The organism is Streptomyces griseoloalbus (genome assembly GCA_014650015.1).
In the GTDB taxonomy this organism is placed as follows: Bacteria; Actinomycetota; Actinomycetes; order Streptomycetales; family Streptomycetaceae; genus Streptomyces; species Streptomyces griseoloalbus.
This window is the reverse complement of sequence record BMUD01000010.1, coordinates 151,991-166,533: the sequence shown is the minus strand read 5'-3', so window position 1 is coordinate 166,533 and position 14,543 is coordinate 151,991. Positions and strand designations below refer to the sequence as shown.

The following is a 14,543-nucleotide window of genomic DNA, read 5'->3' as shown; positions in this document are numbered from 1 at the left end:
CCGGCCCCCTGCCGGGGAACCCCCCAGCGCGTGCGCAGACGGCGTACGTCCCGGTCACAGCAGCCGCCGGATCTCACCCCGCACCCGGTAGAAGCCGCCGGCCGCCGGGTGCAGCGCGTCCACGACATAGCGCGCGCCGGGCTCCCGTATCGCCCGCGGGAACTGCACGTTCCAGGATCCGTCGTAGCCCTCGGACACCACGTGGACGCGCACCCGGCCGTCGTGCCGCACGCATTCGACGACGACGGCACCGGAGGGAGCCCGGTCGACGGTGGCCACCGCTGCCACCGCCGTGGCCGGCGCGTAGGTCGGCAGGGCCGCGGCGAGCTTGACGTCCCGCACCACCGGCACCGTCCCCTGCTGCGCCGCGGAGACGGCCGCCTCGCTCGCGTCCACGCACACCAGCGAACCGTCCGTGGTCACCAGGTAGAGCCGCTCGTCGCGGTACTGCATCGACAGCGCCGAGCCGCCTCCCGTGCCGAGCTTCCACAGGCGCGTGCCGTCCCGGTCGAAGCAGTAGACCGACGACGCGGCGTCCCCGGCGAAGACGAACCGTCCGCCCGGCGAGGTGGCGCACGAGTACACGGCGCTGTCGCAGGCGTAGGTGGCCTCGACGGTGCCGGTCGCCTTCGACAGCCGCTGCACCACGCGATGTGCCGTCCCCGCGTAGACGGTGTCGTCCTCCTGCCAGCCGAACAGCACACCGCCGCGCGTGGGGGTGTGCCACAACTCGCCCCCGCCGTCCGGTGCGTAGGCCGTCACTCCCCGGTGGTGGCCGTGGTAGACGGCCCGGTCGTCGGCGCGCACCATCCAGGCGTGCTCACCCTGGCTGCGGCGCGTCCACTGGTGCTCGTCCTCGTGGTCGATGACGGTCAGGCGGCCGTCGCGGTCCGAGACGTTCAGCACGCCCTCGTGGATGTCCAGCCAGAAGATGTCGACGTCCGCGGCGATGTCGTAGGCGGCGAACGGCAGCTTGGAGGAGAGATCGTAGACCCTGCCGTCGTCACAGCCGGCGTAGATCCAGAAGTCGTCGGCGACCAGGCACTTCACGCCGTCCGGCAGGCTGAAGCGGGCCAGTACGCCGCCCTCGTGGTCCAGGGTGAAGACGTCACCTGCCTGGTTGCCGACCCAGCAGCGGTCGTCGTCCACATGGATGCCGAACGCCGAGGAACCGGTGCCGAACCGCCACAGCACGGGAGCCACGGCGCGCGCGGTGGACGGGGCCGAAGCCACCTGACGGCGCGTCACCGCTCTCGGGGCCCGCTGACCGGGCACCGCCGGGGCATAGCCCTTGCGGACCTTCTCCCCCACCTTCTTCGCGGCGGCGGCCTGCGCCTTCGCGACCGAGGGGAACGTCGTCGTCTGGGTCTGCCCCGGCGCACCGATCCGGCCGTAGCGCACCGTCACCACCGGTCCGTCGACGCTCACTTCGTAGAATTTGTGCGCGCCGCCACCCTCCTGCGACAGCTCCAGATACGTCGTCGTCGACACGGTGGACATGGCGAACCCCTCCCGGGACGGAACCCGCGGCCGCTCCGCCGGGTCCTACTGATCAAACCGTAGGCGGAGCCACTGACAATGGGTCGGTCGCCTCATCACCGGCGACCGGTCGCCGCTCACCGAGCACCGGTCGCCCCCGCACGAACGAACGGATCCATGAACGCCGCAACGCTGTTGGACGTCCTGCTGGACGCCGCTCGCCGTGCCCCCGACCAGGTGGTCGTCCACGTCCGGGGAGACGGCGGTGAAGTGCCCGTCACCTTCCGGCGGCTCTGGGAGGAGTCCCTGCGCGTCGCGGGCGGGCTCCGTGAGGCGGGGGTCGAACCGGGCACCTGCGTACCGGTGCTCGCGGAACGCGGTGAGGAGTTCCAGCCGATGTTCTGGGGCGCGCTCGCGGCCGGTCTGGTGCCGGTGCCGCTGGCGCCCGACGTGCGGCGCGTGCGCCCCGTGTGGGAACATCTCGGCCGTCCCCCGGTCATGGTGGACGAGGGGTGCGAGGACGTGGCCGGCCAACTGCCGCCGGGCGCCCGCGTTCTGCGGTCGGCGGCGCTGCGGACGTCCCGGGCCCTGGAGTCGCCCGCCGCTCCCGCCCCGGACGACCTGGCCTTCCTGCAGTTCTCCTCCGGCAGCACCGGTGCGCCCAAGGGCGTGGAGGTGACGCACGCGGCCGTCGTGGCCAATCTGCGGCAGCTGATCGAGGCCGCGGCGCTCACGGACCGCGACGTGGTGGTCAGCTGGATGCCGTACTTCCACGACATGGGTCTCGTCGGCACCCATCTGGCGCCGCTGGCCGCGCGGGCCAAGCAGGTGAGGATCGGTCCCCTGTCGTTCGCGAAGAACCCCCGGCTCTGGTTCGACGTGGCCGCCGCGCACCGGGCCACCATTCTGTCCGCGGCCAACTTCGCCCTGGCGCTGACGGTCCGCCGGGTCCCGAAGGACGTGTTCGCCGGGCTCGATCTGAGCGCGGTACGGCTGATTTTGGTGGGGGCCGAGCCGATCTCGGCGGCGGTGTGGCGGGACTTCACCACGAGGACCCGGCCGGCCGGGCTGGACCCGCGGGCGGCGACGCCCGTGTACGGACTGGCCGAGGCGACGCTGGCCGTGGCGTTTCCGCCGCTCGGCGAGGTGGCCGTGCCCGTGGTGCTGGACCGTACCGCGCTCAGCCGCGGCCGGGTGGTGGAGCGGGAACCGGGCGGCGACGCCGTGGAGTTGATGGACGTCGGGCACCCGGTGCCGGGCTGTTCGGTGCGCATCACCGACGACGGCGGCCGTCCCCTGGGGGACCGGCGAGTGGGCCATGTCGAGGTGCGCGGTCCGCAGGTGGCCCGCGGTTACCACGGTCTGCCCGAGGTGACGGCGGCCGCCTTCGCCGACGGCTGGCTGCGCACCGGTGACCTCGGCTTCCTCCGCGACGGCCGGCTGTGTGTCAGCGGCCGGCACAAGGACGTCCTCTTCGTCAACGGCCGTACGTTCCACGCCCCGGACCTGGAGGAGGTCGTGGCCGCCACGCCCGGGGTGCCGCCCGGGGTGACGGTGGTGATCGGGTCGACCGACCCGGAGACGGGCGGCGAGCGGGTGGTGGTGTTCGTCGCCTGGGCGCGGCCGCCGCGTACCGCCACCGGTGTGCTGGACCGGGTCGCGGGGCGGGTCCGCGCGGCGCTCGGACACGACGACGTACGTGTGCTCGCGCTGCCGCCGTCCGCGTTCCCGCGCACGACCAGCGGCAAGGTGCAGCGGCAGCGGATGCGTGCACGGTTCGAGGCGGGGACGTACCGGCCGGCGTTCTCCTCCGGCGCCGGGGCGGGCACGACGGGCCGGGGGCCGGTGGAGGGACCTCGGCGGCTGTCCGAGGAACCGCGGCCGTCGTCCGGGGGATCACGGCGGCCGTCCGGGCGTCCGGCGCCGGTGCCCCGTTCCCGCGCGGAGGTGCGGCGCGTGGTGCGGGAGGTCTGGGCGAAGGTGCTGGAGGTGCCGGAACCGTCCTTCGGGGACCGGGACCGCTTCGCCGAACTGGGCGGCGGCTCGCTCAAGGCCATGGAGGCGCTCGCCGGACTGGAGTCGGCCCTGGGCGTCACCCTCCGCCCGGCCGTGATGCGCAACGACACCGTCGCCACCCTCACCGACCACCTCCTGGACGCGGTCGCGGACACAGCGGGGCAACGGCCGTCGCAGCGCCGGGCGGCGGACGGCGCGGCGCCGGCGCAGGGATCGGTGACCGCCGTGGTGGGGCTGGCGTGCCGGTTCCCCGGGGCCGGTACGCCGGAGGAGTTCTGGGATCTGCTGGCGGCCGGCCGCGACGCCGTGACCGCGGTGCCCGCGAACCGCTGGAGCACGGCCGGCCGTGCTCCAGCGGCGGAAGGGGGACGCTGGGGGGCCTTCCTGGACGACCCCGCCGCCCTCGACGCCGACCACTTCGGGATCGGGGCCGAGGAAGCCCGCGCGCTCGACCCGCAGGCGCGTGTCTTCCTCGAACTCGCCCACGAGGCACTGGAACGCGCCGGATACGCCGGACCGCGCCGCCGGGGCCTGCGGATCGGCGTCTTCGCCGCCGTCGGCGACAGCGGCTACCGGCAAATCCTCGCCGATGCCGCGCCCGGCGCCGCGCCCCCGGCCGAGGCCGCACTGACCGGCACCCTGCCCAACCTCGTCGCCGCCCGCGTGGCGCACTGCCTCGATCTGGACGGTCCGGCGCTCGCCGTGGACACCGCCTGCTCCTCGGGCCTGGTGGCGCTGCATCTGGCCCGGCGCAGCCTCGCGGACGGTGAGTGCGACCTGGCGGTCGTCGGCGGGGTCAACCTGCATCTCACCCCGGCCGCGCACGAAGCCCTGGAGGCGGCTCGGGCCCTGTCGCCGACCGGACGCAGCCGCGCCTTCAGCTCCGCGGCGGACGGGTTCGTGCCGGGCGAGGGCGGGGCGGCCCTCGTGGTGCGGCCGCTCACGGACGCCCACCGCGACGAGGACGAGGTGCTGGCCGTCGTCCGCGGCACCGCCGTCAACAACGACGGCACGTCCCTGAGCCTGCTGGCGCCCAATCCGCTGCGCCAGCGCGAGGTGATCGACCGGGCCTACCGGGACTGCGGGGTCGACCCGGCGTCGGTGACGTACGTCGAGGCGCACGGCACGGGTACCGCCGTCGGCGACCCCATCGAACTGCGGTCCCTGGCGCACGCCTTCCCGCCCCACCCGGACGGCCGGCCCCGGCTGCTCGGCTCGGTGAAGACCAACGTCGGGCATCTGCTGAACGCCGCCGCGCTGCCCTCGCTGGTGAAGGTCGTCCTGGCCCTCGGTCACGGTCGGCTGCCCGCGTCCCTGCATCACGCCTCCCCCTCCCGTGCGGTGGCGGAATCCGGGTTCGCCCTGGTCACCGAGCCGACCGACTGGGAGTCCCGCGGACCACGCAGGGCGGGCGTCAATGCGTTCGGATTCGGCGGCACCAACGCGCACGCCGTCCTGGAGCAGGCCCCGCCCGCCCCGGTGCGTGCCCCGCGCCGGGGCGGCGGCGGCCCGCATCTGCTGACCCTGTCGGCGGGCAGCGCGGAAGGGCTGGCGGCCTGGGCGTCGCGTCTCGGGGAGCATCTGCGCGACCACCCGGAACTCGACGAAGCCGACGTCTGCCGGGTCGCCGGAACAGCACGTGACGACCGCCCCCACCGCCTCGCGCTGGTGGCCGACGGCGACCTGCGTGAGCGGCTCGCGGCGGCGTGCGCCGCCGAGGGGCCGGCGCGGCAGGGCGTGATCACGGGGACGGTGACGCGCCGCCCCCGGACCGTCTTCGTCCTGCCCGGTCAGGGGGCTCTGCGCCCGGGTCCGGGCCGGGCGTTGTACGCGACGGCACCGGTGTACCGCGACACGCTCGACGAGGCGTCGGCGCTGGTCGGGGCAGTGCGCGGGCGGGAGTTGGCGGACTGGTGCGTCGACGGCGAGGTGGCCGCCGACGACCTGGCCGCGACGGAGGTGGCGCAGCCGCTGCTCGTCGCGCACGGCGTCGCCCTCGCCCGGCAGCTGATGGCATGGGGCGTACGCCCCGACGCGGTCGTCGGGCACAGTGTCGGAGAACTGGCGGCCGCGTGTGTCGGAGGCTCGCTGTCGCTGCGCGAGGCGGTGACGTTCGCGGCGGAACGGGGCCGGCTCATGGGCGGGTCGACCGCACCGGGCGCCATGGCCGCCGTACGGGGTGCACAGGAGCACGAGGTGGCCGCCCTGGTGGACGCCCGCGGCGGGGAATTGGCGGTCGCGGCGTACAACGGGCCCGGTCGGCTGGTGATCTCCGGAACGCCCGACGCGGTCCGCCAGGCGTCCGCGCGGCTCGGCGAGCGGGGTGCGACGGTGCACCCGCTGCGGGTGTCACGCGCCTTTCACTCCCCGCTGATGGAGCCGGTCGCGCAGGCCCTGACGGACGCGGCGCGCGGGCTGGCGCCGGCGTCGCCCTCCGTGGCGGTGATGAGCACGCTCACCGCGGCGTGGCAGCCGCCGATGGATCCGGACCACTGGCGCGAACACGCGCTGCGGCCGGTGCGGTTCGACCGGGCCGTGGCGCGTCTGGTGGAGGAGGGTTACGACACGTTCGTGGAGCTCGGTACGGGTGAGAACCTCGCCGGTTCGATACGGGCGGCCGCAGCCGGCGGCGAGGTCCTCGTGATGTCCGCGCCGGTGGATCCGTACGGTGCCGGGGACGCGCGGGGTGGGGCGCGGGAGTTGCTGGAGACGGTGGCACGGCTGTGGGTCCGGGGTGTGCCGGTGGACCGTACCGTGCTCGACGCGGGAGGCGGACGGGTGCCGCTGCCGCCCTACCCGTACCGGCGGCGCAGGTACTGGCCCGAGCCCGCCCCGCACGGGCTGCTGCACGACGTCGTGTGGCGGTCGGCGCCGTTGTCCGGTGAGGAGCCGACCGGTGCCGTGGTGGTGAGCGGTGCGGCCGGGGCGGCGGTGCGGCGGCTGGCGGACGGTCTGGCCGCCCGGGGCGTGCGCGCGGTCACGGGGACCGGTGACGCCGACGCCCCGCGGACCGTGATCCTGCTCGGCGGGGTGTCCCGGCCCCGGACCGTCGCGGACCTCGAACAGGGGCAGCGCGAGGCGGTCACGGCGTTGCGCGAGGCGCTCGCGCTGCTCGACCGGACCGGTGCGCGCCGGCTTCTGGTCGTGACCCGGGACGCGCACGTCACCGGGCTCGGCGTGGAGCGTCCGGACCCGGCCCAGGCGATCCTCGGCGGACTCTCCCTGGCCGTGTCCGAGGAGTCGGCGGGGGTGGTCGCGAACTGGGTCGATCTCTCCTCCCTCGACGACGAGGAGCAGCGGCTGCGGGCGCTGGTCGCCGAAGCCGCGGCGCCGCCGGCGGACGGGACGGTCGCCTGGCGGGAGGGGCGGCGTTGGGTGCGGGCGGTCGTGCCGGGGGGCGAGGGGGGACCGGCCGGCGCGGACCGGCTGCCCGCCGACGGGGCGTACCTGATCACGGGCGGCGGCGGAGGCATCGGGTCCGCTCTGGCCCGGGAACTCGCGGGCCGTGGACGGCCCGTTGTGGTGCTGGCGGGACGTTCCTCCCGCCCGCCCGAGGGCGTGCTGGAGGAGCTCGCCACTCTCGGCGCGGACGCCCGCTACGTCGTGGCCGACCTCACCGTGCCGGAGGACGTCGAGCGGCTCGTGGCCGGGCTGCCGCCGCTGGATGCCGTCTTCCACGCGGCCGGGGTCGCCCGGCCCGGCACTCTGCGCGGGACGGAGGTCCGGGAGATGACGGACGCCCTGGGGGCGAAGACGCTCGGCACCGTCCTGCTCGCCGAGGCGCTGGACCGGCACGGGCAGCGTCCCGGAGTGTGTGTCGCGTTCTCCTCGGTGGCGTCGGTGCTTCCCGGACTGGCCGGCGCGCTGGGCGCCTACGCGGCGGCCAACGCGTTCCTCGACTCGTTCGCCGCGGCCGAGCGCGCTGCGGGCCGCCCCTGGCTGTCGGTGAACTTCGGTCCGTTCCGCGAGACGGGCCTCGCCGCCGGGGGCTCCGGTGCTCTGGCGGGCGCCGCGGGCCGGCCGCTGTCGACGGTGCCCGCACTGGCGGCACTGCGGTCGGCGTGCGGCAGGGACGTGTCACAGGTGATCCTGGCCGATCAGGCGCCCGGTCCGGCGCCCAATGCGACATCCGGCGCGGCGTTCCATGCGACATCCGGCCCGGCACTCGCTCCGGCATCCGACTCGACCACCCACCCGGCGCCCGATCCCGCATCCGGCCCGGCGCTCCATGCGACATCCGATCCGGCATCCGATCCGGTATCCGTGGCACGTCCGGCTGTGGAGCGGACCGCTAGCGCGTCGGTTCGGCCATCGGTCACGTCCGGTGCGGCCGTCGTGCTGAGGGAACTCCTGGCGCAGTCCCTGGGGATCCCGGCATCGGCGGTCGACGACGACACGCCGTTCCTGACCCTCGGACTGGATTCGCTGGGCGCCGTCGATCTCGTCAAGCGTCTGGAGCGGAAGCTGGGGCGGGACCTGCCCACCACGCTCTTCTTCGAACACCGGACGATACGCGAACTCGCCGCCCACCTCGGCGATCGGACGGCGGACCGCCCGCAGGAGGCGCCGTTCGCGCTGACGCCCGTTCAGCTCGCGCTGCACACCAGCAGCCGGCTCCACCCGGACGTCCAGGCCCGCGGTCATCTGCGGCTGACGGTCCGGGGCCCCCTCGACCCCGGCCTCCTCGGCCGGGCACTGTCGGCCCTGGCCGAACGGCACGGCATGCTGCGGCTGCGCGTGGACGACTCGGGCCCCGAGCCGATGCAGCGCGTGACGCCGCCGGTCGCGGTGGCGGATTGGTACGAGGTGCTCGACTGCGCCGCCGACGACGTGGCCGGCATCGAGGCGGACGTGTGCAACCGGCCCTTCGACCTGGCGGCGCGCCCCCCGGTGCGCGCCACGTTGCTGCGCCAGGAGCCGGGGCTCGCCCATCTGCTGCTGGTCGTGCACCATGCGGCGGCCGACGGGTACAGCCTGAACATCCTCGCCGAGGAGCTGTGGGCCTCGTACACCGCGCTGTGGAACGGAGAACGCGCGGCGCCGGCGGCGCTCCCCGCGCCCGACTTCGCCCGGTACGCGGCGAGCACGAGGCGTCCCGGTGTGGCGGATGCCGTCCAGACCTACTGGGCGGAGCGTCTCGCCGCGCGCGGTGAACCGCTGCGGCTGCCCTACGACGGCGATCCCGAGGCGCCGGCGACAGGCCCGATCGTGCAGCACCACGGCGTGCTCGACACGGACGCGACCGCCGGGCTGGGACGACTGGCCGCCGCGCACGGTGTGTCCGTGTTCCATCTGCTCCTCGCCGCCTACGTGCGCTGCCTCGCACGGTGGACGGGGCGCCGGGACGTCGCCGTGAACGTGGCCAGGGCCGGCCGGGACGACCGCTTCGACGGGGTGGAGCGGCTCGTCGGGCCGCTCGCCGACACCCTTCCGCTGCTGTGCGAGGTGGCGGTCGACGACGAGGTCACGACGCTGGCGCAGCGGCTGCGCCGCGTGTGGCTGGACAGCGAGCGGCACGCCGGGCTGAGCAGCCTGGACCTTGCGCGGCTGCTGCCCGCCGCCGGTGACGGTCCCCGCACGGTGAGCCCGGCGGGTTTCAGTTTCGCCCGCTTCCCGGCCGCGGCCGCCACGGGCTGCCCGGTGGAGGTGCGGGCGACCGCGGCCGGCACCGGGTCGGCCGCGACCAGGCTGACGCTGCTGTGCTGGGCGGACGGTCCGGTGCTGCGCATGTCGTGGAACTTCCCCGCGCCGCTGTTCGAGCGGGCGACCGTGGCCGGTCTGGACCGGGAGTTCCGCGCGGAACTGGCGGCGGCGCTGCGCACGCAGGACGCGCCCGCAAAACCGGCGCCGCGCGAGCGGACCGACGGGAGCCGTCCCCTGGCCGCCCGGCTGCTGGACCGGTTCCGTGCGCGCCCCGGCGCGATCGCCGTCGACGCGGGCGAGGTGTCCCTCACCTACGGGGCGCTCGACCGCGCCTCGGCCCTGCTCGCCGCGCGGCTGCGCGCGCTCGGCGTCGGACGGGGTGACCTGGTCGGGCTGCTCACCGAGCCGGGCGCGGACACCGTGGTGGGTGTGGTGGGCATCCTGCGGGCCGGGGCCGGCTGGGTCCCGCTGGATCCGGAGCATCCCCGGGCACGGCTCGCCGATCAGCTGACCCGTACGGGCGCCACCACGGTGGTGTGCCACTCCCCCACCCTGGGCATCGCCGGGGCGCTGAGCGGCGTACGGACGGTGGCGACCGAGGGTCCCTGGGAGGCACCGGCGGACCACGGCGGTCTCGTCGCCGCCTCCGACGCCGGGGCGATCGCGTACGTCATCTTCACCTCGGGGTCGACCGGACGCCCGAAGGCGGTGCCGATCACCCACCGGGCGATGGAGAACTACCTCGACTGGGCCGTCGACACCTTCGGGTACGGGGCCGAGGACCGCCTCGCGCAGACGGCGTCGCCGTGCTTCGACGCCTCGGTACGCCAGTTGCTCGCGCCGCTGCTGGCCGGCGGCACCGTGGTGACCGTGCCACGGCACCTGCTGCGGGACCCCGAGCTGCTGCTGGAGCACGTGGAGCGGACGCGGGTGACCGTGTGGAGCTCGGTTCCGACGCTGTGGGAGCAGGTGCTGTCGGCCGCCGAGGCCCGGGCGGGGCGAGGGGCGGGGCCGGTGGACCTGTCCGCGCTGCGCTGGGTGCACGTGGGCGGTGAGGCGCTGCCCGTGGACCATGTGCGCCGGTGGTTCGACCTGTTGGGGAGCGGCACGCGGATCGCGAATCTGTACGGGCCGACCGAGACGACCGTCAACGCCACGTGCCACATCGTCGACGCGCGCCCCGGCGAGGAGGTACGGCGGCTGCCGATCGGGCGTCCCGCGGCCGGGGCCGAGCTGGAGGTGGTCGACGCCGACGGTGCCGTGTGCGGGGTGGGCGAGGCCGGGGAGCTCCTCATCGCCGGCGTCGGCCTGACGCCCGGCTACCTGGGCGAACCGGAGTTGACCGCACGGGCGTTCACGCTGCGCGCGGGGCGGCGCTGGTACCGCAGCGGGGACCGGGTGCGCCGGTCCGCGGACGGTGCCTTGGAGTTCCTGGGCCGGATCGACGACCAGGTGAAGATCCGTGGGAACCGGGTGGAGCCGGGAGAGGTCGAGGCCGTGCTCCAGACATGTCCCGGTGTCGCGGGGGCCGTGGTGATCGCGCGCGAGGGGCGGCTGCTCGCCTTCGTCACCGCGCGGGCCGGTGCCGGGCGGCCGTCCGCCGGTGAGGTGCGCCGGCATCTGGCCGGGCTGCTGCCGTCGTACATGGTCCCGGCACGGATCACGTTCGTCGACGCGCTGCCGCTGACCGGAACCGGCAAGGTCGACCGGTCGGCGTTGACGCGGGTCACCGGGGTGGTTGCCGAAGGGCCGGACACGTCGTCCGGTGCCGGGGGGACTCCCCCCGCCACGGCGACCGAGCGGCGGCTGGCGGCGATCTGGTCGGAGATCCTGCGGGTGACCGGCGTGTGCCGGGAGGACGACTTCTTCGCGCTGGGCGGCGACTCGCTGCTCGTGCTCCAGGTGTTCGCGCGGCTCGCGGAGCACGCGGGCCCATTGCCCCGGCCGACCGTGATCTACCGTCACCGCACGCTCGCCGCGCTGGCGCAGGCCGTGGACGCCGTCACCGCAGGGCGGGACTCCGTGATCACGGCCGGACCGGCCGCCCCGCCCGTTCCGGCCGCCGACGACGACACGGCCCCGTTCCCCGTCACCCCCGGCCAGCGTGGGTTCCTGCTCGCCGAGGCGATCGCGCCGGGCGGCGGGACGTGGCTTGCGCGGCTCCGGCTGTCGGGACCGCTGGATCCGGATGTCTTCCAGCGGGCGGTGGACGTGCTGGTGGAGCGGCACGGCATGCTGCGCACCGTCTTTCCCGCCGGTGCCCGTCCGCCCGTCCAGCAGGAGCTGCCCCGATCGCTGCGGCTGCCGGTCGCCTTCGAGACGGTCGGCGACCTCTCCGAGGTGGACGAGCGGGCCGCGTCCGAGGCGGAGCGGCGTCTGGAACCCTGGGCGTGGCCGCTGCTGCGCCTTCGGCTGCTCACCCTCGACCCGCACCGGCACGTCCTGCTGGCGCACGCGCACCACCTCATCGGCGACGGTTACAGCGCGGCGCTGCTGATGCGGGAACTCACCGAGGTGTACAGCCGGTTGGCCGACGGCGCCCCGCCTCGGCCGCCCGCGCCGCGGACCGGCTTCCGCGACCACGTCCTGGCGCAGGCGGCGTCCGCGACGCGCGCTGCCGACACCGACACCGACACCGACAGTGGCACCGGCACGCCGGCCTCGGTGGAGCACCGGGCCCGCTCCGTCCGGCTGAGCGCACCGTACCGGCCGCCGGGCTTGCGTACCGCCGCCGCGAACGGTGACGTCCGGTTCGACTCGGCGGAGTTCACGCTCGACGCGTCCCTGACGGCCGTGCTGCGCACGGTCGCCTCGGCCGCGCGGACCACGCTGTACGCACCACTGCTGACCGCCTACTACCAGGAGTTGGCTGCGGTGACGGGCCGGCCTGACCTGATCGTGGGCCTGGCGGTGAGCGGCCGGGACCGGGCGCTGCCCGGCGCGCACGAAATCTTCGGGCCGTTCGCCACCGCCGTGCCGGTGAGGCCGGCCGGTGCGGCCGCATCACCGCTCGGGGACGGTGACTTCGGTGCGGCTCTGCGCCGCATCGCGGCGGAGGCCGAGGAGGCGCGGGCCCACGAGGACGTGGTGCCGCGGCACGCCGACGGGCTGCCCGTGACCTCGCAGTTCTTCTTCACCTACCTGGACTTCGCCGCGCTGGCGCCCCGGGGCGACGGCGCGCTGCGGGTCTCGTGGGAAGGGGGCGACAGCACCTTTCTGCCGCCGTCGTCCACGACGGACCTGTTCATGGCGGTGCGGCCCGACGGTGACGGACTGCGGGTCACGGTCCGTGGCGCGGCCGCCGCGTTCTCGCCGGCCGCGCTGGACGGCTTCGCCCGCTCGGTACGCGACCGTCTGATACGGGCGGCGGCAGGACACGAAGCCCAGCTGCCCTCGCCGAGGAGGCGGCGGGAGACGATGGACGCGGCGCTCGTCGGCTATCTGCCCGCGCCGGACCATCTCGCGCGGCTGGCGGGACTGCCCGAGGGGGCGCTGCCGCGGGCCGAGGTGCGTGACCTGCTGTTCCCCGACGGTGGCCCGCGGCTGCTGGAGACGGTGGGGACACCGCTGGGCCGGTCGGGCTTCGTCTGCGTCCCGCTCTTCGCCGACGAACTCGGCCGGGAGGCCGGTCTGGTGGGCCACACCGCTCGTGCGGTGTCGCTGGCCGCCTCCCTGGGCGCGCGCTGTGTGTCCCTCGCCGGCATGATCCCGTCGCTGACCGGTTACGGCTTCGAGGTGCTGCGGTTCCAGCAGTACCCGTCGACGGTGACGACGGGGCACGCGGCGACGGTGGTGTCGGTGGTCAGGACCGTGCACGCCGCGCTCGAGGCCACGGGCCGGGATCTGGCGGACCTCGATGTGGCGTTCGCGGGGCTGGGTTCGATCGGTGCCTCCTCGCTCGAACTGCTGCTGTCCCTGGCGGCTCGTCCGCCGCGGCGACTGCTGCTGTGCGATGTGCGGGGCAGTGGACCACGGCTGGCGGAATTCGGACGCCGGCTGCGCGAACGCGGGCTGGCCGGCGACGTGGCGATCGCCGAGTCACAGGGGATGCTGCCGGAAGCGGTCCACGGCGCGGATCTGCTCGTGACGGCGGTCAGCGGTGCGACCGCCGTGCTCGACGTCGACCGGCTCCGGCCCGGTGCCGTCGTGGTCGACGATTCCTTCCCGCACTGCTTCGACACCGAGCGGGCCCTGGCCCGCATGCGTGAACGGCGCGACGTGCTGGTCCTGGGCGGCGGCCTGCTGCATGTCGGCCGCACCGACCGGGAAGTCGCCTCCGACCTCCCGGCCGCTGCGGCGGCCGGCCATCTCGCCCAGCCCTGGATCGAGGGAACCCTGGCCTCCTGCCGCACCGAGTCCCTGCTGCACGCCGCGGGTCACCGGCTGCCGCCGGTGCACGGCCTGGTGGACGCGGCGGCGGCGCGCGCCCACTGGGAGGCCATGGAAGGAGCCGGGATCACGGCGGCCCCGCTGCACCTGCTCGGCCACACCCTCGACACGGCGGCGGGCTCCGCTCGCCGGGAGAGGCCGTCAGATACCGAACTCCGTCGGTGAGAGTCCGAGGGCCGAGCAGGCCTCGCGAATGGCGTACTGCTCGGCCGGCTCGAAGCTGCCGTCGGCACCGGCGACGACGATGCCGGTCTGGACGACCGCCCGGGCCTCGACCGGCTTCTTCGCCGCCTTGGCGATGTCCTCCAGCGCCCGCGCCTTGCCCAGCTCGAAGCTGGACGTGAGCCGGTCCACATGCTCGTTGAACCGCTTGCGGAGCTGGTCCGCCGGGAAGTTCTGCAACACCTCGTTGGAGACGATCAGTTCCTCCACCCGCTGCCGCTCCGCCGGCTCGACCCGTCCGTCGGCCGCGGCGACCAGCGCGCACATCGCCATGCTGGCGTCCCGGTAGGCGCCGCTCTTGAGCTCGGCCTTGGCCGACGCGAGCTGGGACTTGAACAGCCCCATCAGCTGCGCCTTGGAGCCGCCGGAGGACGAGCCGTGCCCCTGCCCCCGCGCCTGCGGCGGCTGTGCGCCTCCCGCCCTTGCGCCCTGGGACTGCTGGAGAGTCCTGGCCTGGTCCTTGAGCCGATCCCACATCGCCACTTGGTGCCACCTCGGCATCTGTTGCTGTCCGACCGGTCCTGGTGTCAGTCCCGGATCTTTACGGTCCGTCCGGTCAACGGACGCGGCCGCGACCATGTTCCCGGAGGGCAAAAGCAAGGCAAAATCCGATCGGAAGTACATCGAAACTTTCGATGCCAAGAGACCGGTATTCCGATCTTGGAATCCTGCGTTCCGACGTCAGTCCTTGAGTACACCATCACAAGGATGCCGTGAACTGGCCTTATGTCCAGCACGACAGCCATGACTATGGCTGAACTTTTCGCAGCAGATGTCGAAACCATTGACGACCA

The 14,543-nt window shown here is 74.7% G+C and carries 3 protein-coding genes; 1 reads left to right on the top strand and 2 read right to left on the bottom strand.

The features are described 5' to 3' along the window. Nucleotides 1–54: 54 nt before the first annotated feature. On the bottom strand, nt 55–1,500 hold the full coding sequence (locus tag IE178_RS17450; RefSeq protein ID WP_184765221.1) for a WGR domain-containing protein: 1,446 nt from the start codon (nt 1,498–1,500) through the stop codon (nt 55–57). A gap of 156 nt (nt 1,501–1,656) precedes the next feature. Here IE178_RS17450 and IE178_RS17445 point away from each other — a divergent pair, with 156 nt between their 5' ends. Then, nucleotides 1,657–13,692 (top strand): non-ribosomal peptide synthetase/type I polyketide synthase, encoded by a 12,036-nt coding sequence (locus tag IE178_RS17445; RefSeq protein ID WP_193512951.1) that lies wholly within the window; start codon nt 1,657–1,659, stop codon nt 13,690–13,692. Here IE178_RS17445 and IE178_RS17440 read toward each other — a convergent pair. Continuing rightward, on the bottom strand, nt 13,669–14,232 hold the full coding sequence (locus IE178_RS17440; RefSeq protein ID WP_193512950.1) for a tellurite resistance TerB family protein: 564 nt from the start codon (nt 14,230–14,232) through the stop codon (nt 13,669–13,671). The two genes, IE178_RS17445 and IE178_RS17440, sit on opposite strands and share 24 nt — an antisense overlap. Between the last annotated feature and the right edge of the window lie 311 nt (nt 14,233–14,543).

Bases quoted from the DNA above. Each gene is read 5' to 3' on its own strand.
- IE178_RS17450 (WP_184765221.1), bottom strand. From the start codon at position 1,500: ATGTCCACCGTGTCGACGACGACGTATCTGGAGCTGTCGCAGGAGGGT.
- IE178_RS17445 (WP_193512951.1), top strand. From the start codon at position 1,657: ATGAACGCCGCAACGCTGTTGGACGTCCTGCTGGACGCCGCTCGCCGT.